Below are 25256 nucleotides of genomic sequence, written 5' to 3'. Positions count from 1 at the left end.
CTCGACCGCCGAGACCGATGCCGCCAACCAGCTCAATGCCACCGGCGGCTTCGCACCGCTCACCTATCAGCTGGCCAGCGGCGGCAATGCCGCCACAGCCGGAACCTACGGCACCATCCAGGTCCACACCGACGGCAGCTATGTCTACACGCTGACCGCACCCGTGCACGGACCGGCAACCGCCGGCACCGATACCGTCAATGCCGCCGAGAGCTTCACCTATCAGGTCACCGACGCAAACGGGAACACCACCACCGGCACCATCAACATCGCCATCGTCGATGACGTACCGACAGCCCATGACGACACATGGGGTTCGACCATCACTGGACCCACCACTCTTACCGGCCTGCTCGGCAACGACGTCTTCGGTGCCGATGGCGTGGATACCGACAACAGTCCGATCAGTGGCCAGGTCACAGTCACCACAAACAGCGCCCACGGCACGGTGGTCTACAACAATGATGGAACGTTCACCTATACGCCAACGGGCGTCTACGTTGGATCGGACTCGTTCACCTACACGATCAAGGACGGCGACGGCGACACGTCGACGGCAACGGTAACGCTGAATGTCCAGACCAATACGGTCCCGTCAGGCGGCGGCACCGCCTCGCTTACATTGAACGAGGCCGCGCTCGACACGACGCAGGATGCCTCGTTGCCGGCGGATCTTCATGCTGGTATCGTGACCGGCACCAACCCAGGCAGCCGTGGCGAGACGGCGCAGGCAAACAGCGGGATCACCTTCACCTCATCAGGCGAAGCGATTTCCGTTGCCTTCGCCGACCCGACCGACGCTTCAAAGTGGGTGGCACCGACGGTTTCGGGTCTGGCTTCCGGTTACACGCTGTCCTGGAGTTTGGTCGGCGGGGAATTGGTCGGACACTTAATCCAGACGGTTGGCAGCGTGGACCTTGGCGCATTCGTCTATCTGGCCTTGTCGAATACAAACGCAGCCGCCAACAGCTCACTCACTCCGGTGGTGACCGCAACGTTGACCGATCAGCTCCAGCATGCCGCGGGCTCCGGCAACATCGCCATTAACGGCCTCCAGGTGGTGGCAACCGACACCAGCGGCGATCACGTTTCCGGCGCGGTCAACCTGACGGTTCTGGACGACGCTCCGCTGCCGTTCAAGCCGGATACAATCTTCGTGGACAATGCCAGCCACGCAACGCTCACGGAACAAATCAATTTCGGCCCGAGCGCCGGCGCGGATGGAATCGGCAGCGTCGTGTTCAATGTGACGGATGGTGGTGCCGTCACGGACACGACGGGCTTGAACATTTTCCTCAATGGCGAGCAGGTCTTCTTCCATGTCACCGATGCGCATACGGTGGAGGGACGGACGTCTGCCGCGAACGGAAGCGACCTTGCCTTCACGGCGACACTCGATCCAGTGACGGATACCTGGACATACGCTCAGACCGGGTCGCTGTTTGCAGGTAGTCAGTTTAGCAGCGCCAGTTTTTCCAATCCTGGCGGCAGCAACAACGGGGCAATCGTTCTGAATGGGCCAGATGCCACACAGAACGACCTTCTGGTCACAGCTAACGGAGGCAATAGCGTAAATACGAACAACAGTGAGTTTGGCGTTGCCGACGGCAATAGCATCAAAAGCGGCGAGACGATCCGATTCGATTTCGTCCACAACGCGACGACAGACGGTACCGTCGCCGGAAGCAACTTCACCGACCACTACGAAGTTAGCAGCTTCACAAGCACCGTTGACGCCGGTGGCGGCGGCGTCGCCACGCTTATGATACGGGGCGTGAACGCAGACGAAGACCACATATATGTCGGTGACGGCAACGAGGGTACAGCCCACTTCCTTACAGTAACAGTGGCAAACAATTCCGGAGGCTCCGCACCTGTCGTTAGTTACAACGCAGATGGTACCATTACCCTGACAAACGTCGGCAACGGCGACACATTTACGGTGACGGCGAGCAGCGACGCGTTCAGCGCAATGGAGATTTCGGGGCTAAGTGGGACCAACACGTTCAAGTTGACTTCGCCGCTGTTCACGACGGCCAATGCCGCGACACCGTTTGACATTTCGATGCCTGTCACCGCGAAGGATGGCGACGGTGACTCGATCACAAGCACGCTGACGGCACATCTTTCGCCCGATGCAAGCACCTGGCACGGTACAGCTGGTGCCGATACGCACGCGACAACGACAACCGAGTCTTCCCTGTTTGGCGAAGACGGCAACGACATCCTTACCGGTATCAATGGACACGATGCCATCCTGTCCGGAGGACGGGGTATCGATACACTCACAGGTATGGACGGAAACGACACGCTTTATGGCGGCTCTGGCAACGACACGCTCATCGGCGGCTCCGGCAACGACACGCTCGTCGGCGGTTCGGGCCAGGACACCATGACCGGCGGCACGGGCGCCGACACGTTCAAGCTCGACGGGCTCGACATAAAGGATCTCATCGTCGACTACAACGGCGGCCAAGGCGACAAGATCGACCTGACAGCCCTGTTCGATACGGCGCCAGGGGACAATATTGCTGACTTCGTGAAATACGATTCGACGTCGCACACGCTCAGCGTCGATGCCAATGGTGCAGCCGGCGGTGCCAATTTCGTGGACGTTGCCGTCTTGCAGAACGCGCCTGCAGCCGGCACCATTAATCTGCTTTACGACGACACGGCACACGTACAACACCCCATCACGATCTAACGCCATGGCACACGGTTGCATAACTATGTTATACATTGAGAATATAGAGGGGAGCTCATCATGAAACGTTCTGCAAGACTGCTGGCTTCGGTGGCGGGGCTGTTGTTGACGGCCGGGTCGGCCGGCTATGCCGCCGATATCATCGAAGGCCCGACGGCCGATTATTGCCGCACCGTTGGAACGTCCAATCTCGTGCTGACCGACAACACGGTCGACCTCACGAAACAGGTCGTGAAGCTGATGGACGAGTCGGTCGCCGTCGCCAACAGCCCGGAGTGGATCCATTCATCCCGGCCGGTCTTCGTCTGGGCATCGGAAGCCAAGGTCGCCTGCGGCATGGCTTACGGCTACCTGAAGACCAACTACAAGGACGAAGACACGCTCAACAAGTGCGAGTGTTTTCACGATCGCATGGTCGAGTACATGAACTGACCGCAGCGAGAGCGCGCCGGCGGGTCCGATGATTGGCGATCGCGCATCGCTCGCCGTGATCGCCGGGGCGATTGCGCTGACCGGTTGGCTGGTGCCGGCGGCGCCAGCCAGGGAATTTGAGCCGTCTTCCGTCGAACAGGCAAAATCAGACATCGCAACGCGGCGGATGCACTGCAGCGCCGCAGCCCAGTGGTCGCGTGAGACCTACAAGGCGTTCGCGACCTGTCAGGCATCGATCTACGGTCTTGAGCCGGCACTGGCGCATGCCGTGATCGAGATCGAAAGCGGCTTCGATCCTGACGCACGCGGGGGTGCTGGAGAAATCGGACTGATGCAAGTCATGCCGGCGACCGCGCGCATGCTCGGTTTTCGCGGTTCGCTCGAGAATCTCAGCGCGCCCGCGACCAATATCGCGTTTGGCGTCGAGTATCTGGCGCTCGCGAACAAGCTCGCCGGCGGCGATCTGTGCACGACCGTGATGAAATATCGCGCTGGCCACAACGAGACCCGGTTCTCGGCACTTTCCGTTCGCTATTGCGAGCGTGCGAGAGCCATACTGGCAAGGGATGGCCTGGAGGTAGCCGGGCCGTTGCCTGTGGCGACATTCGGGTTTTCCGCCCTTTCGCAGGAAAGCATTCCGACGGGGGCAAAGCGTGTCTGTGTGCGCAGGTTTTTCGTGCCCGGCCCACGCTACATGAGATGTGCCGACTATCGAACCGTGGAGCAGGCCAGACGCATCAAAGCGCTCAGGGCCGAGCTGTTCCGTGACTGAGCACTTCGGTCGAATGGGGCCGCCATGATATGTCATGCGGACGAGACCGGGAAAGACATGTCGTCGCCATGCGCGGCAGACAGGGTGGGAGCAGAAAATGGAATTTGACCGGCCGGTCCACGGCCCGCGGACATGGGTGGTCGCTTCCATGCTGGCTATGTCGTTGCTCGGCTGCCAATCGAAAGGCGCGGTGTCCGACGCGCTCGATCCCGCTGCCATCCAGGCCCCCAATCAGCCGGCTGCCGTTGCTGTCGCCAATGCAAGCCTGGCAACGCAGTCGCTCGGCACCGGCCCCACAAAAGTCGCCATGCTGCTGCCCCTCTCCGCCTCCGGACCCGCGGGCGAAAACGGCAGAAAGATGCTCGACGCCGCCAAGCTCGCGATGACTGATCTCGGCAACCCGCTGCTGACGCTTACCATCGAGGACACAAGGGGAGACGCGACCTACTCCCAGCAACTGGCGGTAAAGGCGATAACTTCGGGAGCGAAAGTGGTCATCGGGCCGACCGAACTGGCTGCGGCGCAGCATGTCGCCAAATTGTCGGGCTCAAACCGGCCGGTGGTCCTGGCCCTTGCGGATAATTTTGCCGGTGGCCCGGGCGTCTATGCGGTATGCCTTAGCGAGGCGGACAGCGCGGCCGCGGGAGCTGGCGCGATCGCGGCCAAGGGCGCCAAGAAGTTCGTTCTGCTGGTACCAGCGGGCGCGAGTGCCGATATCATGGAAAAGCGGGTCGCCAACAGCCTCAGCGTGTATGGAGCCGCCCTTGCAATCACCATACCCTATACGAGCGCCGACAGCGCGGCCAAGGCGGTGGCGGACATGGGCTCGCTGGTGGACGTCCCCGATGCCGTGGTCGTTGCCAGCGGCGACAGCAATCCGTCGCCAATCCTGATCGCCCTGAAGGCAAAGGGCATTCCTGGAAAATCGACCTCCGTGATTGGCACGAACCGCTGGCTGGAGCACCCGACCAGTCCACTTTTGGAAGGCGCCTATATCGCGACGCTCGACCAACACGAAACAGGTCCGATTTCGGATCGTTTCAAGGCAACCTTCAACTACCAGGCCGACGTCAATGTCGCTTATGCCTATGACATGGTTGCGCTGACCGCGGGGATCGCGAGCGCTGCCGGACCTAACGGTTTCAACAGGCAGGTTTTCGAGAACCGGAGTGGATTTCGCGGATCGACCGGCTTGTTCAGGTTCCGCGCGGATGGATCCAGCGAACGCTCGATGCCGTTTTACCGGATTGAAAAAGGCGCGCTCAAACCGGTTGCCAAATCGACGTCCAGCTTCTAGCGAATTGGGCGCGGCGGCCTGATGGGACAAGCGGGGCGCCTTCGCATGATGATCGCGGTCGCAAGCGTCGAGCTTCTCGTCGGCATCCTGCTGCTGGTCAAGGCAGCGACCCTGTTCCCTGTCGAACGGACCGTCACCAGCCCGGCCCCGGATGTCGGCGATCAAGTCGCGCAGCACCCGGTTCGATCGATCGTCAATTCAGCCCGCAAGATTGCCCAGGATCTCATCGCACCGCCGCAGGTCGAGGGGACCGACGTGGAGCGGGTGGAACCTCGCTTGCCCCTTGGCGATCTCGGCCTCGCCCCACAACCCAAGCCATCGATGCCCAAGGATTGGCAGGAAACACCGCTGTACCGTCCGGTGGCCACGTCGTCGGCTGGTTTCGAATCCATGGGGCGGAAATTGTTCATCAGCGGAACCCAGAGCATTGACACCGACAGGGTCTGCCTGTTTCACGAGAGTGCCTGGCCTTGCGGGCAGCGGGCGCGCGCGGCTTTCAACAACTGGATGCGCGGGCGGGCGCTGACCTGTTTCGTGCCTCCGGCGGTCGACCGCTTCCCTGTCGCGGCGACATGCAGGCTGGGCAAACAGGATGTCGGCGCCTGGCTCGTATCGAATGGCTGGGCGCTGGCCTTGCCGAGCGGCATCTATGGCAAGGCCGAAGCAGCAGCGAGGACGGCGGAGATGGGAATCTTCGGCCCCCCGTAGGCGGCAGCAATCGGATTCGCCACAAAGGGCCGCATCGTCTGTTCAGAAAGCTGGCGATACGTCTCAAATTGTATTGTTCTTCGAAACCGAAATCGTAACTTGCCGGTCTTATGCTTGGCGTTCGAACGGAGATCGACGATGAGCAATGCAGCAGCTGATGTCCCGGCCCATCACGCATGGAAGAATGTCGCCTGGTTGGCTTTCCTTGGGACCATCGGCAGCCTGTGCGTCTCCCTTACCCTGAACTATCTGCTGTTGTTCAGCGAGACGCTGACGCCTTTCGGGCGTGGCATGATCACCGCAACGCTTTTGCCTTTGGTGATCTGCCTGCCGCTTTTTGTGTTCATAGGCCTGAAACTGGCCGAGATCCGTCGCTATAGGCGGGAACTCAACAGGGCCGCAACCTTCGATGCGCTGACCGGTTGCCTGAACGGCAAGGTTTTCACGTCGCTGATCGAGAGACGGGCAATCAGGTCTTCCCCACCTGGCGAGCGATCGGGCGCCTTCCTGGTCGTTCATCCTGAACATCTGAACGCCATCAATCTGCGCTTCGGCCTGAGTTGGGGCGACGAAGCCTTGCGCCTCATAGCCTCGACCATCCGGTCTTGCGTGCGCTCGCAAGACGTCGTCGGCCGCATAGGCGCGTCCATGTTCGGCGTCTTCCTTCCCGGAACGAGTGAGGCCGAAGCCAGGACGGTTGGCGAGCGTATCCGCGCCAGTGTCTCGCAGGTCTATTTTGCCCCTCAGGGCGCCGAGGAGATCCTGGCCGTCACCGTCGGAGGCGTGGTTTTCGAGCAGGACCTGGACTTCGAGGACATGTTCCGGCCGGCGGAAGAGAGCCTGTCGGGCAAAGGCGGTTTTGCACTGTCGCGCATTCAACCCGCTTCAGCCTGACGCCCTCCAAGACTTGTTCGGTTTTGCCGCGACTTTTGCGATAATCGGGAAAGTCGATGCCAGGATGTGTGGCTTACCGCCCGCGATCCCTTCGCTACGATCCTTGGCTGAGGGCGAACGCGCAGATCCTACTTGGTCACGGCGCTGTCGGCGTCAGCTCGCCTCGCGCATCGCTTCGGCGGCCTGCAAGTCGACGGAGACCAACTGACTGACCCCCTGCTCGGCCATGGTCACGCCGAACAGCCGGTCCATGCGGGCCATGGTGATGGGATTGTGGGTGATGATGACGAAACGTGTCTCGGTGGTCTTGGCCATCTCGTCCATGAGATCGCAAAAGCGCTCGACATTGTGATCGTCGAGCGGCGCATCGACTTCGTCGAGCACGCAGATCGGCGCCGGATTGGTCAGGAACACGGCAAAGATCAGCGACATCGCCGTCAGCGCCTGCTCGCCGCCCGACAGCAGCGTCATGGTCTGCGGCTTCTTGCCGGGCGGACGGGCCAGGATTTCAAGTCCCGCCTCCAGCGGATCCTCGGATTCGATCAGTTGCAATTCCGCCGTGCCGCCACCGAACAGATGCGAGAACAACCGCTGGAAATGGCTGTTCACCACATCGAAGGCGGCCAGCAGCCGCTCGCGGCCTTCACGGTTGAGGCTCTGGATCGCTTGCCTGAGCTTGCGGATCGCTTCGATGATGTCCTCGCGCTCGGACACGATCGTCTCCAGGCGATCGGAAAGCTCCTTCTGCTCTTCCTCGGCGCGCAAATTGACGGCGCCGAGCCGTTCGCGCTCGATTTTCAGCCGATCCAACTGACGTTCGATCTCGGGCATCTCGGGCATCGGGTCGCCGGCTTCCAGGCCGGTGTGGCGGATGACCAGATGCGGCGGCGTGTTCAGCGTTTCCTGGATGCGCGCCTCGACCTCCAGCCGGCGTTCGTCCGCCGCCGTCAGCCGTTCCTCGGCGCGGGCGCGGGTTTCGCGCGCTTCGGCCAGCGACTGGATGGCTGATGTGGCCGCCTTGTCCAGTTCGGCCTGCCTGTTCTCCGCTTCCTGCAGCCGGTCGGCGGCCGCCTTGCGCAAGGTCTCGGCCTCGGTGAGCTGCGACAGCAGCGCACGGCGTTTGGCGTCGATCTCATCGGGCGCATCGGCCAGCCGTTCGCGCTCGGCCTCGGCCTCGGCCTTGCGTTCGCCGAGCGAGGCGATCTGTGTCGAGGCGTTTTCGGCACGCACCAGCCAGTTGCTGCGCTCGGCGCCGATGGCGTCCAGCCGTCGGGTGCGGGCCTCGGCTTCGCGCCGCAACCCCTCATGGACGGCACGCGCGTCGGCAAGCGTGGCGCGGTCGCGAGAGACATTGGCCGAGGACTGTTCGAGCTGCAATTGCAGGTCGCCGAGATCCGGCGCGTCCTGCAGCAGCATCTCGGCCTCGACGAAAGTCGCCGATGTCTCCTCGTGGCTGTCGACGATGCGGGCGCGCGCTTCGTCCAGCGCGGCACGCCGGCTCGACAGTTCACCGCCGGCCTTTTCGGCCTCGGCCAGCGCATTGCGGGCGGCGTCCAGCCGGTGCTGGGCTTCGCGTCCGGCCTGGCGTGTGGTTCGCTCCGCTTCGCTTGCCTGGCGCAGCGCCTGCTCGGCCTGTGCCAGCGTCTCCTCGGCCTGGCGCAGGACGAGCGTCGCCTGCACCGCTTGGGCATCGAGTTCGGCAAGCCGGTTCTTCTGCGCCAGCCTTTGTGCCGCGGCGGTCGGTGCATCGGCGCTGGCGGTCAGACCGTCCCAGCGCCACAGCGCGCCCTCGCGGCTGACCAGGCGCTGGCCGGGAGCCAGAAGCCCCTGCAACCGGCGGCCATCAGCGGCCTCGACGATGCCGATCTGCGCCAGGCGGCGGGCAAGTTGTGCCGGCGCGCGAACCACGCTGGCAAGGCTCTTGATCCCTTCCGGAAGCGCGGCGTCGCCGGGCTGGATTTCGCTTTCGCCCCAATGCGCCGGTGCGCTACGGTCGAGCGGCACGTCGAGGTCTTCGCCCAAGGCCGCGCCCAGGGCCGTCTCGAAGCCGCGCTCGACGCTGATCTGCTCCAGCACGGAAGGGAAGAGATCGCCGCTGGCCGCGTTCAGGATCTTGGCCAGCGTACGCGCTTCGGTCTCGATCCCAGCCAGTTCCGCCCTGGCGTCCTGAAGCGGGGGCCGAGCGGCACTTTCGGCGCCACGAGCGTCGATGACCGACTGCTCGGCCTGCGCCACCGAGGCCTCGGACTCTTCCAGCAATGCCATCGCCTGTTCGACCAGGATCCGTTTCTCGGCCGGATCGGGCAGGCCGGCCACCTTGGCGAGGATGTCCGATAACTCCCGATCGACATCGGCGAGCTGACGGGCGAAGCGATCGCGCCGCTCGGCGGTTTCGCGCAAAGTCCGTTCGATCTGATGGCGCGAGGCGGCGGCCTCGGCGCGCTCGGCGGTCAGCGCGGCGAGCTTGGCTTCGCTTTGCGCAAGCGTCGAGGCGGCTTGTTCGAATGCCGCGCGGGTAGTGGCCTCTCGCTCCGCGGCGCCGGCGTTTTCGGAGTTCAGCGCGGCCTCTTCCGCGCGCAGGCGCTCGAGTACGTCGGCATTGTCGCGCACCATCCGCTCTTCGCGGGCAATGTCACCGTCGAGTTGCTGCAACCGGCGCTCGAGTTCGGCCTGACGGGTGCGGATGCGGCCGGCTTCTTCCTCGATCTGCGACCTGGCGATCGACAGCCGCTGGAAGGCCGCGGCAGCCGCGGCTTCCGCGTCGCGCAGGTCGGGCAAGCGATGGGCGGAGATGCCCTGCTCCTTGGCCGCGTTCATCTGCGTGGCGGCGCGATCGCCGACGAGCGCCGTGGCCGTCGCCAGCGCCGAACGCGCCTCGCCTTCCTGCGTCTTGGCCAACGTCCAGCGCAGATGCAAGAGCGTTGCTTCGGCCTTGCGAATGTCGGCCGACAGATTCTTGAAGCGGGAAGCCTGGCGCGCTTGGCGCTTCAGGCTTTCGATCTGGCTTTCCAGTTCGCCGACGACATCGTCCAGGCGTTCGAGATTTTGCTCGGCCGCCTTAAGCCGCAGTTCCGCCTCGTGGCGGCGGGTGTGCAGGCCGGAAATGCCGGCCGCCTCTTCGAGCAGCGCGCGGCGCGCCTGCGGCTTGGCCTGGATCAGTTCGCCGATACGGCCCTGCCCGACCATCGAGGGCGAGCGCGCGCCGGTCGACTGGTCGGCGAACAGAAGCTGCACGTCTTTGGCGCGCGCTTCCTTGCCGTTGATGCGGTAGAGCGAGCCGGCCTCGCGCTCGATACGGCGCGACACCTGCAGTTCGTCGGCATCATTGAAGGCTGATGGAGCCGAGCGGTCGCTGTTGTCGAGGAAAAGCGTAACTTCGGCGGTGTTGCGGGCGGGGCGCGTGCCCGAGCCGGAAAAGATCACGTCGTCCATGCCGGACGCGCGCATGTTCTTGTAGGAGCTTTCGCCCATCACCCAGCGCAGCGCCTCGACGAGGTTCGACTTGCCGCACCCGTTCGGCCCGACAATGCCGGTCAGGCCGCGTTCGATGACGAACTCGCCGGGTTCGACGAAGGACTTGAAACCAAGGAGGCGGAGGCGCGAAAACTTCATTCACGCGCCTCATACACCGGTCCCGCAAAACTGTACCGAGGTTTTGAGACAGGGCGCATAGCGCGCGAACAGATAGAGAGGCAAGCAGCGCCGGAGCGCTGCCGCTTCGGCGCTGAGCTGATGTCAGAGCAGAGGGTCGATGATGGCCGACATTTCCTCAATCGACATCGCCCCTTTGTAGGTCTTACCGTTGATGAAGAAGGTCGGTGTCGAGTCGACCTTGAATTCATTGGCGCCACGCTTCTGGACCGATCTCACATCGTCCAGAAGTTTCTGGTCCGTCAAGCAGGCCTCGAAGGACTCCTGTGTAAAACCGGCAAGCTTGGAGATTTGCAGCAGCGCATCCTTGGTGTTGGACACGCCGACCCAGTTCGCCTGCTGCCGGAACAGGACATCGACCATCGGGAAATAGTTGTCCTTGGCGCAGCGCGCCAGCATGAAACCGGCTTCGGCGCTCGGATCGAACGGGAATTCGCGCAGGATGTAACGGGCCTTGCCGGTATCGATGTACTTGGTCTTCAAATCCGGAAAGGTGGTCTCGGCGAAATGCGCGCAGTGCGGGCAGGTCATCGAGGCATATTCGACGATGGTGACCTTGGCGTCATCCTTGCCGAGCTGCTTGTCGGGCAGCGCACCCGGCTTCATCAGTTCGGTCATATCCACCGTGCCTTGCACCTCCGGCACCTGGACCGCGGCGGGCGTGGCCGGCTTTGTGGGCGCCGCCGGGTCCGCGGGCTTCACATCCGCAGCCTTGGCCTGTTCGCCGGAATCGCTGCAGGCGGCGAGCAGGGCCACCGCCGGGATGGCGGCCAGCGAAGTCAGGACGTTTCTGCGAGAGAAGCTTTGGCCAAACGGGGTGCGGCTCATACGAATCACCTGATAAGGGTTGGATTTTGCAATGCAATGGCACGAAAAAGCGAGAGTTGGCGCGAATTAAGGCATCCCTGTCCCCAATCCAATCGCGAAACCTGACGAGGGTGATCACGAATGCGAGAGATTAACGACAAACCTATGACCGTTGCCAGTCATAACTAGGCTTTCCTTGCGCCCAGAATGGTCGCACCCAGCCGTTCCAGCGAGGCGCGCAGCCCGTCATCCTCGATCAAGCCGACAGTATCGGCCAATTTCGCCTTTTCCGCCGCGCTCAGCGGCCTGAGGGCAGGTTTGGGCCGGGCTCTTCCCGAGCTTACCGGCTTCTGCACGATCCTGATCCGGCCTATCGCCCTGAAACCCAGGAAGGCGTTCACCCGGTTGATGATCTCGCCGGTCTCGTGCTGCAGATGAAGCGCGGCCATACCTTCGCAGGCGATGACCAGCACGGCCGGCTCGAACGGATCGTCTTCGTGCAGGCGGCGGGGCCACTGGATCTTTTCGGGCCGCGAGTGGATGGCCAGGCGCGGTCCGGCAATCTCTTCCCAGGACTGGACAAGACCGATCGATATGCCTGCCCGCTTGCGCAGCACCGGGTCGAGGATCTCGGTGGCGAGGTCGCTCACCGGAACGGGATTGCCGAAGGGCCTTTTCCCTGCCATGTGCGTTCTCCAGCCACGACCCAGCAGATACCGGCCAGGCCAACGCAAGATCAATGGCACCAGCAGACCAGACCCGCAAGGCCCCGACCAGCAAGGCCATCTCAGACGATACGGCGTCACGCCTGCTCGCCTGGTACGACGCGCATCATCGCGAATTGCCGTGGCGCGTGACGCCGCGAGAGCATGCACGCGGTGTGCGGGCCGACCCCTACCGCATCTGGCTGTCCGAAGTGATGCTGCAGCAGACCACCGTCGAAGCGGTGAAATCCTATTTCCGCGCCTTTGTCGAGAAATGGCCCGACGTCGAAGCGCTGGCAGCGGCGCCGACCGAGGATGTGATGAAAGCCTGGGCGGGGCTCGGCTATTACTCCCGCGCCCGCAATCTCAAGGCCTGTGCCGATCTGGTGGCGGCACGCGGCGGCCGGTTTCCAGATACCGAGACCGAACTTCGAGAATTGCCGGGGATCGGCGCCTATACGTCGGCGGCCATCACGGCAATCGCCTTCGACCGTCCCGCGGCGGTTGTCGACGGCAATGTCGAACGCGTCATCTCAAGGCTGTTTTCGATCACGACGCCGCTGAGCGAAGCCAAGACCGAGATACGAGCCCATGTCGAGCGCATGGTGCCGGCGACAAGGCCCGGCGACTTCGCCCAGGCGATGATGGACCTCGGCGCCACGATCTGCACGCCGCGCCGGCCGCGCTGCATGCTGTGCCCGCTGCGCGAGGACTGCAGCGCCGTCATTGCAGGCGACCCCGAGAATTTCCCGGTGCGGCCGCCAAAAGCCGACAAACCGCTGCGGCGCGGCGCGGCTTTCGTGGCCACACGTGAGGACGGCGCCATTCTTTTGCGCAAGCGGCCGGAAAAGGGCCTGCTTGGCGGCATGACGGAAGTGCCTACCACCGCCTGGATGGCGCGGGCGGACGGAGCCACCACGCAAGCGGCGGCGCCCTTTCCCGGCAACTGGCTGCGCGCCGGAAAAATCACGCATGTCTTCACCCATTTCGCGCTCGAACTCGAAGTCTTTCGCGCCCACATCAAAGGTGATGCACCGGCAGGGTATTTCTGGTCGCCGGCCCATGAGATTTCAGGCGAGGCGCTGCCCACTGTCATGAAAAAGGCAATCGAGGCTGCGATACCCGGCGCGACGAAAAAGCCGTCGCCATTGAGTGCAAAGAGGCCCCATGACTGAAATCCGCCACATCGTTTTCGACATCGGCCGCGTGCTGATCCATTACGATCCGAACATTCCGTTCAGCCGCCTCATTCCCGATGCCGAAGAGCGAAAGTGGTTCTTCGACAATGTCTGCACGCATGACTGGAACATCGAACAGGATCGCGGCCGGACGTGGGAAGAGGCCGAAGCGCTGCTGATCGCGGAGCATCCCGAGCACGCCGAAAACATCCGCAATTTCCGCCGCCACTGGCACGAGATGGTTCCGCATGCCTATGACGACAGCGTCGCCATCATGCTCGGCCTGATCGACAGCGGCCACGATGTGACGATGCTGACCAACTTTGCCTCCGACACGCTGGCAGAAGCGCGCGAACGTTTCGATTTCCTCGATCGTCCGCGCGGCGTCACCATTTCCGGCGAGATCGGCAAGATAAAGCCGGACCGCGGCATTTACGACCACCACGTGGCCGCGTTCGGCCTCGAACCGTCGGCGACACTGTTCATCGACGACAGCCAGAAAAATGTCGACGGCGCCAAGGCCGCCGGCTGGCAAGCGGTGCTGTTCACCGATGCCAGTACGCTTCAGGCAGATCTTGAACGCTTTGGAATCAAGGCGTGATCTCTATCGCTTGCGGCGATCCGTTGAGAGTTTGAATCAACGAATATGATGCAAGCGGCAGGGGGTCAGCCCCCTGCCCGTTCCATGCCTAGGCGGGCGATGCGACGCAGTTCGTCGATCGGGGTCAATCCGCCGCTGCGCTCATAATGCCAGAAGGTCCAGCCGTTGCAGGCGTCCAGCCCCTGCACCTCGGCGCCGATCTTGTGGATCGAGCCGGCGCTGTCGCCGATCGCCACCGTGCCATCGGCGCGAACCTTGGCGGCCCAGCGCTTCTTGGCGTCGTAGAGCGTGGCGCCGGGCGTCACCAGCCCAGTGTCGATCAGGCTGACGAAGGCGACGCGCGGCTCGGCGCGTTTGCCGGTAAGCACGGTAAGATCCGCTTCGTCGAATGGCCGCACGGCATTGATGCGCTCATTGGCGGCGTCGATATAGGCCTGCTCGCGCTCGATGCCGACGAAGTGGCGGCCGAGGCGCTTGGCCACGGCACCCGTCGTACCGGAGCCGAAGAACGGGTCGAGCACGACGTCACCCGGCTTGGTCGAGGCCATCATGATACGGGCAAGCAGCGCCTCGGGCTTCTGAGTCGGATGCAGCTTGTCGCCATTGTCGTTCTTCAGGCGCTCACCCCCAGTGCAGATCGGGAACAGCCAGTCGGAACGCATCTGGATATCGTCGTTCGACGCCTTCAGCGCTTCATAGTTGAAGGTATAGCCCTTGCCCTTCTGATCGCGGGAGGCCCAGATCATCGTCTCATGCGCGTTCTGGAAGCGGCGGCCGCGGAAATTCGGCATCGGATTGGTCTTGCGCCAGACCACGTCATTGAGGATCCAGAAGCCGAGATCCTGCATCTTGGCGCCGACCCGGAAGATGTTGTGGTAGGAGCCGATGACCCAGATCGTGCCGTTGGGCTTCAGCACGCGGCGCGCCGCCAGCAGCCAGGCGCGGGTGAAGGCGTCATAGGCCTCAAAACTCTCGAACTGGTCCCAGTCGTCATCGACCGCGTCGACCTTGGACTGGTCGGGACGGTGCAGATCGCCGTCCAGCTGCAGATTGTAGGGCGGATCGGCAAAGATGACGTCGATCGACTTTTCCGGCAGGCGGTCAAGGGCCGCGACGCAGTCGCCTTTCAGGATGGTGTCCAGCCATTCGGACTGCTGGGGAGCGTGGGAGAGCTCGTCGAGAAGACGCACGGCTGACATTTTTACACCCAAAGCACGCGTTACTGTTTACTCCCCGTTATGGTTACCGATCAGCGTAAATATTCGGTGAAGGCGCGCGGATGGCCACCAGATTTGCGAAGGTCCGGCCGTTGGTGTATGCCGCGCCGCTTGGGCCCTGAGTGGCCATCCCCTCCATCCTCCATCGTCCGGATCACCATGCCCCAGCCAGATCTTGTCATCTTCGATTGCGACGGCGTGCTCGTCGATTCCGAAATCATCGCCGCGCGGGTCGAGGCCGAATTGATCACCCTGGCCGGATATGAAATCTCGGCGGAGGAGATTGCCGAAACCTATGCCGGCCTGACCTTCAAGGACATCCTGATCCGGATCGAGGAGAAGTCCAAAATCCCGTTTCAGGTGTCGCTGATCGATCGCGCCGAGGAACTGGTCGACCGCAAACTGCGCAGCGACGTGCGTGCCATCGAGGGTGTGCGCGAAGCGGTCGCCTCGGTCACGGCGCAGCGCTGCATCTGCTCCAATTCACGTTCGGAGCGGATCGAGTTCATGCTGGAGAAGGTGCATCTGCTGCCATTCTTCGCCGGGCGCATCTTCTCGGCGATGGAGACGCCGACCGGAAAGACCAAGCCGGCTCCGGACGTGTTCCTGCATGCCGCCGAAAAGCTCGCCGCCAACCCGGCGAACACCTTCGTCATCGAGGATTCCGTGCACGGCGTCACCGGCGCCAAGGCCGCCGGCATGCGCGTGATCGGTTTTACGGGCGCCAGCCACAGCTATCCCGGCCATGCCGATGCCCTGACGGAGGCCGGTGCCGAAACGGTGATCCGCCGCTGGGCGGAGTTGAAAAGCGTGATCGCGGCGCTGTCGGAATGGTCGGAAGACGCTTAGGGCGGCTCGCCGGAAACTCTGCTCGCGAAGATTTTCCAGCGCATCCGCTTAGCCGGTGTCGTTCCCGAAGCGTGTCCCGCGGCTCGCGGTAGAAAGGTCCGAACTCAGAAAAACCCGGAGTGGCCATCGAAGTTTGGTGACGAGCCTACGCGCGCGTCGTCAGAGTCGAGAGTTGGTCAGTGTCATAGCGATTTCGCAGATCGGCGAGCGCTTTTGGATCCGGCGCACCCTGCGCCGCAAGGCTGGCGAGCTCTTCGAAATAATGCTCATGGCCAGGCGGAGAAACGGTCATCAGCACGCGAGCCGGTTTCTCGCTGACATTGGTGATGTTGTGCGGCACCCCCGGCGGGATGAACAGAAAGGTTCCAGGCGTCGCGCGGATCGTCTCGTCGCCGAAATGCCATTCACACTCGCCGTCGAGCAGGTAGAAGGTCTCCTCCTGCACCCGGTGCACATGCCGCCCGGTGGCGAACTGCGGCGGGATCGTCCAATCGAACATGCTGGTGTGCCTGGTATTCTCGCCGGTTACGAGGAAAGCCATGGGATGACCACGCAGCATGACGCCCTTCTTCTCATCGGGCCTGCGGATGAAGGCATTGGCGCTCATATGACCCTCCTTTGGCTGGGCGCATGCTTTTTTCCAAGCATTTAGCCAACATCGGCTGGTCGCGACGGAAAGTCATGAATCCGTTCCCAAAAATTTGCTAAAAGACTCTGATGACCGTAAGGGGCGACCTCTACCAGTTCGGCCCGTTCCGCCTCGATCCGGAGGTGGGCATTCTTTTTTGCTGGGGTGAGCCGACCATACTTGGGCAACGCGCCGTCGCGCTGCTGCGCCTGCTGATCCAGAATGCGGGCGTTCCCGTATCCAAGGACGCGCTGATCGAGGCCGGCTGGGGCGGATTGGCGGTTGCCGATAACAATTTGACGGTTCAGATCGCAGCCTTGCGTCGCGTCCTGGCCGACACAGCGAATGTCGAGAGCTGGATCGAAACATTGCCGCGCCGCGGCTATCGCTATGTCGGCCCGGCTGTCACCATGAATGTTCCTGATACCTCGGCCGCCGTCCGTGCCGCGTCGGCACCGACTTTGCCTGAAAAGCCTTCCATCGCGGTCCTGCCGTTCTCCAACTTGACCGGCGATCCGCAGCAGGAATACTTTGCCGATGGAATGGTGGACGACATCATCACAGGCCTGGCACGCATCAAGTGGTTGTTCGTCATCGCCCGAAATTCGACCTTCACCTACAAGGGTCGCGTCGTGGACGTGAAGCAGGTCGGTCGCGAGCTTGGCGTTCGCTATGTCCTCGAAGGCAGTGTGCGCAAGGCCGGCGGTAATGTGCGCGTTGCCGGACAGATGATCGATGCATCGACCGGCGCGCATGTATGGGCCGAGCGCTACGACCGCAGCTCCGAAGACGTCTTTGCGCTTCAAGACGAGATCGCGCTGTCGGCGGTGGGCGCAATTGCGCCCAGCGTGCGGAAAGCCGAAATCGAACGTGTCAGGCGGAAGCGGCCTGACAGTCTCGATGCCTACGATCTCGTGCTGCAAGCCCAGCCCGACGTCGATTCAGGCATGCCGAGGCAGGTGACCAGAGCGCTGCTGCTTCTTGACCGCGCTATCGCGCTCGAACCGACTTATGCGCTGGCACATGGCAATGCCTCGATGTGCCACCATTGCCTGTTTCTTCGCGCCGGGCTGCAGGAGATCCACCGTGCGTCTTCGATCCGGCACGCCCGGTCTGCCATTGTCCATGGTCAGGACGATGCGCTCGCGCTGACCTGGGCCGGCTTTTCCATCGGAATGGATGCGCACGATCGCGCCGCTGCATTCGCCGCATTGGAAGCCGCCCTCGCCATCAGCCCGTCATCGGCGCTGACCTACATTCTTGGCAGCGTCATCCTCGGATGGAGCGGCGAAGCTGAGCGCGCGATAGAATGGAGCGAGCAGGGTATGCGGCTTAGTCCGTTCGATTCGTGGACTTGGGCGGCATTTGACGCTCAAGCAATGAGCCATTTGCTGCGCGGTCGTTACGAAGAAGCTTGCCGTGCGGCCTACAAGTCCGTTCAAGCCAACCCGGCGCACAGTATCACTTATGTGCAACTGGCCGCCGCGCTGGCCAACCTGGACCGGTTGGATGAAGCGAAGGTGGCCGCCACTCGCGTGCTCGAGCTTCAGCCTGGCTTTCGCTACAGCCGCCAGTTCGCAGGCGTGAACTGCGCGCCGGCACTCGCGGAGGCTCTCGGAAGCGCACTACGGCGCGCAGGACTGCCCGAGTAACTCGACGGACTGCGTGGGGTTGGCCAGCGACGCGGCCGTTGTCCCCTGCATGTGACGATGCGCCTCGGCAAACTTGCCGCGAGCGCCTGGGCTTCGTTCAGTTCGTTGCCGTGGCTTTCTTCCTCTTGCGCTTCGGCTTGTCGGTCGTTGCCTTGGGCGCGGTTTCATCATAACCGGCATAGGCCTGATAGTCTGGCGCCGTCGGCGCCGGTACGACGACATTGGAATCGGTGAAGACAAACTGGGTGGCGACCGAGGGATCGGTCACCTGAACCTGATACTGGTGGATCTGCGAATAAAGTACGTCGGTGCCATGCATGACCGCCGTGCGGATCGGCATGGTGATGGTGCCCGGCGTGAACTTCGGTCCGGGTACGATCTTGCCGGCGACCGCGATTTTCATCGTCAGTTGCCCGTCGGCACGGCTGCAATCGCGGGTCACGTCGCTGATCGACGCCTGATAAATGATCCTCGCCGAATCGTCGGGCGGCGTAGCAGCGGCGGCGTCGGCCGCAGCCTGGGCCGCGGCATCCGCAGCCGCGTCGCCGGTCTTCTTGAGCTTCGGCTTGGGCTTCTGGACCTCATTGACATAGGTATTGAAGAACGCCGTGCCATCGCGCACCGTCACCCTCGGGCAATAGGCGTTCAGCTGGCTGGCCAGCACCTTGGGATCCTGTGGCGGCGGAGGCGCCGTCGGGTCTTTCTTGCCGAAGCCGAGGTTCAGGATGCCATTGTCGCCTGATTGGCAGCCGGCGGCGGCAAGCATAAAGCCCGTGAGCGCAAGACCCGCCAAAAAGCGACTACTTGATATACGAAACGCCATGAAACTGCACTTCCCTCTCGCAAAGCTGGTGACGTATATCAACCGCGCGGCAAAAATGCGACTAGAGCCGGTGCAGAAATTAACCACCTTGTGGTGAACGAAAAAACCAGGCGGCAAACGGATCTGTGACATGCATTATGTGAGTACCCGCGGGGAAGCGCCCGCGCTTGGATTTTCCGACGCCATCCTGGCTGGGCTGGCGCGCGATGGCGGGCTCTATGTGCCGCGCGAATGGCCGCGCTTCTCGGCAGCCGACATCCGCGCCATGCGCGGCCTTGCCTATCCCGACCTCGCCATCCGCGTGTTGACGCCATTTCTGGGCGGCGAGATCGCCGCGCCGGTCTTCGAGCGCCTCGTCCGCGAAGCGTATGCCACCTTCCGCCATGAGGCTGTCTGCCCGTTGGTGCAGACCGGCGCCAACACTTTTGTCCTCGAACTCTTTCATGGGCCGACACTGGCGTTCAAGGACGTGGCGATGCAGTTGCTTGCCCGGTTGATGGACCATGTGCTTGCCGAACGCGGCCAGCATGCGACCATCGTCGGCGCCACGTCGGGCGATACCGGCGGCGCGGCCATCGATGCCTTTGCCGGGCGCAGCCGCACCGACATCTTCATCCTTTTTCCGCATGGCCGCGTCTCGCCGGTGCAGCAGCGGCAGATGACAACGTCGACGGCTGAAAATGTCCATGCGCTGGCGATCGAGGGCAATTTCGACGATTGTCAGGGCCTGCTGAAGGATATGTTCAACGATCACGGCTTCCGCGACCGGGTGTCGCTGTCGGGGGTCAATTCGATCAACTGGGCGCGAATCATGGCCCAGATCGTCTATTATTTCTCCTCGGCGCTGTCGCTCGGCGCGCCGGACAGGCCGGTGTCGTTCACGGTGCCGACCGGCAATTTCGGCGATATCTTCGCCGGCTACGCCGCCAAGAAGATGGGCCTGCCGATCGAACGGCTGGTCATCGCCACCAACGACAACGACATATTGGCACGCACCTTCGCGACCGGCGAATACCGGACCAAGGGGGTCTTTGCGACCACCTCGCCGTCGATGGACATCCAGGTTTCGTCGAATTTCGAACGCCTGCTGTTCGAGGCGTCGAACCGCGACGCGGCGACCGTTCGACGCTACATGGCAGGCCTCAAACAATCGGGCGCCTTCACCATCGAAGCCGCGGAAATCGCTGGGATGCGGTCCGAATTCGATGCCGGCCGCGCTGACATGGACGAGGTCGCCGCCACCATTCGCTCGACGCTGGCAAACAGCAACTACCTGCTCGATCCGCATACGGCGGCAGCCATGCACGCGGCGGCGGACAAGGCTGGCGCGGTGCCGATGGTGGTGCTGGGCACCGCCCATCCGGCGAAATTCCCGGCCGCCGTCGAGGCCGCCAGCGGGGTCTCGCCCGCCCTGCCCGCATGGCTAGGGGGATTGATGACATTCGAGGAAAAATACACGGTACTTCCATCCGACCTCAAAATGGTGGAAGATTACGTCAGCCGCCGCGCGCGGGCGGCGCGTTAAGGAGTACGAGCCATATGGGTGTTGAGGTAAGCCGTCTGTCGAACGGCCTGACAGTCGCCACCGAAACCCTTCCAAGTATCGAATCGGTTGCCTTGGGTGCCTGGGTCAAGTCGGGTGCCCGCAATGAACGCGAGGAAGAGCATGGCATGGCCCATTTGCTCGAGCACATGGCGTTCAAGGGGACGAAGCGGCGAAGCGCCTTCGAGATCGCCTCGGAAATCGAGGACGTCGGCGGCGAGATCAATGCCGCCACCAGCGTCGAGACCACATCCTACTACGCCAGGGTGCTCTCCGACGATGTGCCGCTGGCCGTCGACATCCTGTCCGACATCCTGCAGGAGTCCGAATTCGACCCGCAGGAACTCGAGCGCGAGCAGCATGTCATCCTGCAGGAGATCGGCGCCGCGCACGACACGCCAGACGACATCGTCTTTGACCGTTTCACCGAGACGGCCTTCCGCCACCAGACCATCGGCCGCTCGATCCTGGGCACGCCCGAAACCGTAAAATCTTTCACTTCCAAGCAGTTGCACGATTTCATCGAACGCCAGTATGGCGCCGAGCGGATGGTGATCGTTGCCGCGGGCGACATCAAGCACGACAAGTTCGTGCGCGAGGTCGAAAACCGGCTCGGCGGTTTCCGCAGCAAAGCCGACAGCACCATTCCGCAATACGCGCAATATGTGGGCGGGGATTTCCGCGAGGATCGCGACCTGATGGACGCGCAGATCGTGCTGGGCTTCGAGGGCCGCGCCTACCATGTGCGCGATTTCTACGCATCGCAGGTATTGTCGATGATTCTCGGCGGCGGCATGTCATCGCGTCTGTTCCAGGAAGTTCGCGAGAAACGCGGTCTCTGCTACTCGGTCTATGCCTTTCACTGGGGCTTTTCCGACACGGGCATATTCGGCGTCCATGCCGCCACGGGGCAAAGCGACATCGCCAAACTGGTGCCCGTCATCGTCGACGAGTTGCAGAAGGTCGGCGACAGCATCTTGCAGGAAGAGCTCGACCGTGCACGCGCGCAGTATCGCGCCGGGCTGATCATGTCCGCCGAAAGCCCGGCCAGCCGCGCCTCGCAGATCGCACGGCAACTGCTCCTTTTCGGCAGGCCGATCGCAAAGGAAGAGCTGATGGAGCGGCTGGCGGCGCTGACGGTCGAGCGCCTGACCGATCTGTCGTCGCGGATGTTCTCGACCAAGCCGACGCTTACCGCTGTCGGGCCCGTGGGTACGCTGGCGCCATACGAGGCGATCCTTGATTCGCTTCCGGGCACGCAGGCCACGGCCCGCAGGCTCGCCGTCTAAGTCCCCAGCGCCGTGTTCGCGCTCCCTTTCTTTCGCCGTGACCTGCCGGCACTGAAGGGCAACCTGGTCACGCTGCGCGTGCCGTTCACCAACGACTACCGCGAGTGGTCGACGGTGCGCGGCGAAAGCCGGGCGTTCCTGGAGCCGTGGGAGCCGCGCTGGACCCCGGACGAACTCGATCGCACGGCATGGCGCCTGCGCATCAGCCGCTATCGCGAGGACTATGCGCAGGGAACCGCGATCGCCTTCTTCATCTTCGAGAAGTCGAGCGGCAAGCTCGCGGGCGGCATCACGCTCGGCAACATACGCCACGGCGTCTCGCAAAGTGGCCATGTCGGCTACTGGATCGGCGAGCGCTTCGGCGGCCGCGGCCTGATGACCGACGCGGTCAAGGTGGTGGCCCGCTTCGCCTTCGATACGCTGAGGTTGCACCGGATCGAAGCCGCCTGTATTCCCGACAATATCAGGTCGATCCGCGTGCTTGAAAAAGCCGGATTCCGGCGCGAAGGACTTCTGCGATCCTATCTCAGGATCAACGGCCTCTGGCAGGACCACTACCTCTACGCCCGGATCGCCGACGATCCGCCGGGCGCTGGAACGAAGGACTGATTTTGACGAATTTCCTGCGAAACGGGCCGCTGATCGCCTTTCTGCTGGCGACGATGCTGACGCTGTGCGCCGCTTCGTCGGCCTTTGCCGTCGAACCCATCAAGATTGCGCGCGACGATGTCGCGCTCGACCTTTCGCGCGCTGTCGAGATCTACCGCAACCAGGGTGAGAACTTCCAGGTGTCGACCGCGCCCGGGCCGGACGGCATCGTGCGGCGCATCGAGGTCGAGGCCAACGATGCCCGCTCGACCGGCGACTGGGCGGTTTTCGCGCTCGCCAACACCACCGACCAGCAGCTCGACAGGCTGATCGTCGCGCCGCATTTCCGGCTGGTCAATTCCGGCATCTTCTGGCCGGATCTGGGCTCGACGCGCATCGCAGCCATCACGCCCAGCGAAGGCTTCGCGCTCGACCGCCAGACCAGCCCCGACGCCGACGTGTTCCGGGTGACGTTGAACCCCGGCACGGTGATCACCTTCATCGCCGAGCTTGCCTCGCCGAAGCTGCCGCAGGTCTACCTCTGGGATCCGGAATCCTACAAGGACTCGGTCAATTCCTACACGCTGTTTCGTGGCATCGTCATCGGCATAGCAGGCCTTCTGGCGCTGTTCCTGACCATATTGTTCGTCGTCAAGGGGACGTCGATGTTCCCGGCAACGGCGGCCCTTGCCTGGGCGGTGCTTGCCTATATCTGCGTCGATTTCGGCTTCCTCAACAAGGTCATCGAGATTTCGCCCGGCAACGAGCAAATGTGGCGGGCCGGAACGGAGGTGGCGCTGGCGGCGACCTTCGTGGTCTTCCTGTTCGCCTATCTCAACCTCAACCGATGGCATGGCCATTTCAGCTATGGCGCCCTGGTCTGGATTCTGGGCCTGTTGCTGATCGCCGGCGTCGCCATCGTCGATCCGGCGGTTGCCGCCGGCATCGCCCGCATCTCGTTTGCCGCCACGGCGCTGACCGGGCTCGGCCTGATCATCTTCCTCGGTATTCGTGGTTATGACCGAGCGATCATGCTGGTGCCCAGTTGGGTCATGGTGCTGTTATGGCTGTGCGGGTCGTGGATGGCGATCACCGGCATGCTCGACAACGACATCGCCCAGCCGGCGCTCGGCGGCGGGCTGATCCTGATCATCCTGCTGATCGGCTTCACCGTCATGCAGCACGCCTTTGCAGGCGGTGCGCTGCATCAGGGGCTGTTCTCCGATCTCGAGCGACAGGCGCTGGCCGTCGCCGGGTCGGGCGATACGGTGTGGGACTGGGACGTGCTGCGCGACCGCGTGGTGACCAAACCCGATGTCAGCATCCAGCTCGGCCTTGCCCCCAACAGCCTGGGCGGTGCCGCGCGCAACTGGCTGCCGGTGCTGCATGCCGATGACCGCGACACGTTCCGCACGACGCTCGACGTCGTTCTGGAGCATCGCCGTGGCAAGGTGGCGCAGAATTTCCGCCTGCGCGGCGCCGACGGGCACTATCACTGGTTTGCCTTGCGCGCGCGCCCGGTCATCGGGTCGGACGGCGAGGTGATCCGCTGCGTCGGGACCATGGTCGACGTAACCGAACAGAAGAAATCCGAGGAGCGGCTGCTGCACGACGCCGTGCACGACAATCTGACCGGCCTGCCGAACCGCGAATTGTTCATGAACCGGCTGGAGGCGATCATCTCGATCGCCCGCACCGAAGAGAAGGTGCGGCCGACCGTCTTCGTGATCGACATCGACCGCTTCAAGCAGGTCAATGACGGGCTCGGCATCTCGGCCGGCGACACCATCCTGCTCACCTTAGCGCGGCGCCTGCACCGGCTGTTGAAGCCGAAGGATTCACTGTCGCGCTTCGCCGGCGACCAGTTCGCGCTGATGCTGCTGTCCGAGCAGGATCCCGCCCGCATCGCCGGCGTGGCCGATGCGATCAAGCATGCGATCAACAATCCGATCACCTTTGCCAAGCGCGAGATCGTGCTGACCGCCTCGATCGGCTTGATCACCTGGACCTCGGCGCAGACCTCGGCCGAGGACATGGTCAAGGATGCGGAGCTCGCCATGCATCAGGCCAAGCGTTTCGGCGGCGACAGGATCGAGCCGTTCCGGCCGGCTTTCCGCACAGTCGGCACCGACCGTCTGCAGTTCGAATCCGACCTGCGTCGCGCCATCGAACGGCGCGAATTCACGCTGGCCTATCAGCCGATCGTGCGCCTGGAAGACGGCAGCGTCGCCGGCTTCGAAGCGTTGCTGCGCTGGGACCATCCACGCCGCGGCATGATCCCGCCGGCCGATTTCATCCCGGTCGCCGAAAGCTGCGGGCTGATCGTGCAGCTTGGGCTATTTGCCATGCAGCAAGCAGCCGAGGATCTCGCAGGATGGCAAAAGCAGATCGGCGACGCGCCGCTGTCGGTCTCGGTCAACCTGTCCAGCCGCCAGCTCATCCGCCGCGACCTCGTCAGCGATGTGCGTTCCGTGATCGCGCGCGCCAATTTGAAGCCGCGCTGCTTCCGGCTCGAACTCACCGAATCCCTGGTCATGGACAATCCCGAGCAGACGGCCCACGTACTGACCAAGCTGAAGCAGCTCGGCATCGGCCTGTCGCTGGACGATTTCGGCACCGGCTATTCATCGCTCGCCTATCTGACGCGGTTCCCGTTCGACACCATCAAGATCGACAAGAGCTTCGTCGACGACAGCACGCCAAAACGCGCGGTGCTGCTCAAATCCATGGTCAACATGGCGCATGAGCTCGGCCTGTCGGTGGTCGCCGAAGGCATATCAGACGAGCGCGATGCGCTGGAGTTGCGTCAGATGGGCTGCGAATATGTGCAGAGCTTCATGTTCGGCGCGCCGATGCCGGGCGACCAGGTGCTGAAGACGCTGAAGGAGCAGTATCCGCTGACCCAGGCCTGAGAGAATC

General features: G+C 63.0%; 20 protein-coding genes. 14 read left to right on the top strand and 6 right to left on the bottom strand.

From position 1 onward, the window contains the following. The 6 genes from M653_RS1000000138075 to M653_RS0105365 all read left to right on the top strand — a co-directional run. Positions 1-2704: Ig-like domain-containing protein (locus M653_RS1000000138075; RefSeq protein WP_027142390.1), on the top strand; the 2704-nt coding region annotated here is incomplete at its 5' end. 60 nt (positions 2705-2764) lie between these two features. Continuing rightward, positions 2765-3136, top strand: coding sequence for a hypothetical protein (locus M653_RS0105385; protein WP_027142389.1), 372 nt, complete (start codon positions 2765-2767; stop codon positions 3134-3136). A 28-nt stretch (positions 3137-3164) separates the two neighbouring features. Then, complete coding sequence (locus tag M653_RS0105380) at positions 3165-3908, top strand: transglycosylase SLT domain-containing protein (protein ID WP_027142388.1); 744 nt, start codon at positions 3165-3167, stop codon at positions 3906-3908. 97 nt (positions 3909-4005) lie between these two features. Continuing rightward, on the top strand, positions 4006-5205 hold the full coding sequence (locus M653_RS0105375) for an ABC transporter substrate-binding protein (RefSeq protein ID WP_027142387.1): 1200 nt from the start codon (positions 4006-4008) through the stop codon (positions 5203-5205). 45 nt (positions 5206-5250) lie between these two features. Continuing rightward, positions 5251-5913: a thermonuclease family protein gene (locus M653_RS0105370; protein WP_084636436.1), complete on the top strand. Its 663-nt coding sequence runs from the start codon at positions 5251-5253 to the stop codon at positions 5911-5913. Positions 5914-6051: 138 nt separating this feature from the next. After that, positions 6052-6807, top strand: coding sequence for a GGDEF domain-containing protein (locus M653_RS0105365; RefSeq protein WP_027142385.1), 756 nt, complete (start codon positions 6052-6054; stop codon positions 6805-6807). 153 nt (positions 6808-6960) lie between these two features. Here the strand turns inward: M653_RS0105365 and smc are convergent, their stop codons facing one another. From smc to M653_RS0105350, 3 genes are all read right to left on the bottom strand, one after another. After that, positions 6961-10419, bottom strand: coding sequence for a chromosome segregation protein SMC (gene smc / locus M653_RS0105360; RefSeq protein ID WP_027142384.1), 3459 nt, complete (start codon positions 10417-10419; stop codon positions 6961-6963). 123 nt (positions 10420-10542) lie between these two features. Further along, positions 10543-11286 (bottom strand): DsbA family protein, encoded by a 744-nt coding sequence (locus M653_RS0105355; protein WP_027142383.1) that lies wholly within the window; start codon positions 11284-11286, stop codon positions 10543-10545. A gap of 164 nt (positions 11287-11450) precedes the next feature. Further along, positions 11451-11951, bottom strand: a complete 501-nt coding sequence (locus tag M653_RS0105350) for a DUF721 domain-containing protein (protein WP_027142382.1) — start codon at positions 11949-11951, stop codon at positions 11451-11453. 53 nt (positions 11952-12004) lie between these two features. On the opposite strand from M653_RS0105350, the gene mutY reads away from it, so the two are divergent. Beyond that, a complete protein-coding gene (gene mutY, locus M653_RS0105345) occupies positions 12005-13144 on the top strand; it encodes an A/G-specific adenine glycosylase (protein WP_027142381.1) in 1140 nt (379 codons plus the stop codon). Continuing rightward, positions 13137-13748, top strand: coding sequence for an HAD family phosphatase (locus M653_RS0105340; RefSeq protein ID WP_027142380.1), 612 nt, complete (start codon positions 13137-13139; stop codon positions 13746-13748). The genes mutY and M653_RS0105340 overlap by 8 nt, the downstream gene beginning before the upstream one ends. A 65-nt stretch (positions 13749-13813) precedes the next feature. On the opposite strand, the gene M653_RS0105335 is transcribed toward M653_RS0105340, so the two are convergent. After that, entirely contained in the window at positions 13814-14947 is a 1134-nt protein-coding gene (locus M653_RS0105335; RefSeq protein ID WP_027142379.1) for a site-specific DNA-methyltransferase, read from the bottom strand. Positions 14948-15124: 177 nt separating this feature from the next. On the opposite strand from M653_RS0105335, the gene M653_RS0105330 reads away from it, so the two are divergent. Continuing rightward, entirely contained in the window at positions 15125-15814 is a 690-nt protein-coding gene (locus tag M653_RS0105330; protein WP_027142378.1) for an HAD family phosphatase, read from the top strand. Between the two features lie 145 nt (positions 15815-15959). Here M653_RS0105330 and M653_RS0105325 read toward each other — a convergent pair whose 3' ends face one another. Beyond that, the gene (locus M653_RS0105325; protein WP_027142377.1) at positions 15960-16421 is read right to left on the bottom strand and encodes a cupin domain-containing protein; all 462 of its coding nucleotides are present in this window, start codon (positions 16419-16421) and stop codon (positions 15960-15962) included. A gap of 110 nt (positions 16422-16531) precedes the next feature. On the opposite strand from M653_RS0105325, the gene M653_RS0105320 reads away from it, so the two are divergent. After that, the gene (locus M653_RS0105320) at positions 16532-18094 is read left to right on the top strand and encodes a winged helix-turn-helix domain-containing tetratricopeptide repeat protein (RefSeq protein WP_027142376.1); all 1563 of its coding nucleotides are present in this window, start codon (positions 16532-16534) and stop codon (positions 18092-18094) included. Between the two features lie 97 nt (positions 18095-18191). Here M653_RS0105320 and M653_RS0105315 read toward each other — a convergent pair whose 3' ends face one another. After that, positions 18192-18917: a hypothetical protein gene (locus M653_RS0105315; RefSeq protein ID WP_027142375.1), complete on the bottom strand. Its 726-nt coding sequence runs from the start codon at positions 18915-18917 to the stop codon at positions 18192-18194. Positions 18918-19047: 130 nt separating this feature from the next. On the opposite strand from M653_RS0105315, the gene thrC reads away from it, so the two are divergent. From thrC to M653_RS0105295, 4 genes are read left to right on the top strand one after another with little or no spacing between them, the layout of a single operon-like run. Then, positions 19048-20442, top strand: a complete 1395-nt coding sequence (thrC, locus tag M653_RS0105310; protein ID WP_027142374.1) for a threonine synthase — start codon at positions 19048-19050, stop codon at positions 20440-20442. A 14-nt stretch (positions 20443-20456) separates the two neighbouring features. Further along, positions 20457-21749: a pitrilysin family protein gene (locus M653_RS0105305; protein ID WP_027142373.1), complete on the top strand. Its 1293-nt coding sequence runs from the start codon at positions 20457-20459 to the stop codon at positions 21747-21749. A gap of 12 nt (positions 21750-21761) precedes the next feature. After that, a complete protein-coding gene (locus M653_RS0105300) occupies positions 21762-22358 on the top strand; it encodes a GNAT family protein (protein WP_027142372.1) in 597 nt (198 codons plus the stop codon). Between the two features lie 2 nt (positions 22359-22360). After that, positions 22361-25249, top strand: coding sequence for an EAL domain-containing protein (locus tag M653_RS0105295; protein ID WP_027142371.1), 2889 nt, complete (start codon positions 22361-22363; stop codon positions 25247-25249). The last annotated feature ends 7 nt before the right edge of the window (positions 25250-25256 follow it).

It is taken from the genome of Mesorhizobium sp. WSM3626, from assembly GCF_000513935.1.
Lineage (GTDB): Bacteria > Pseudomonadota > Alphaproteobacteria > Rhizobiales > Rhizobiaceae > Mesorhizobium > Mesorhizobium salmacidum.
The sequence above is the reverse complement of the archived record's forward strand: the minus strand, read 5'-3'. Positions and strand labels throughout refer to the sequence as shown.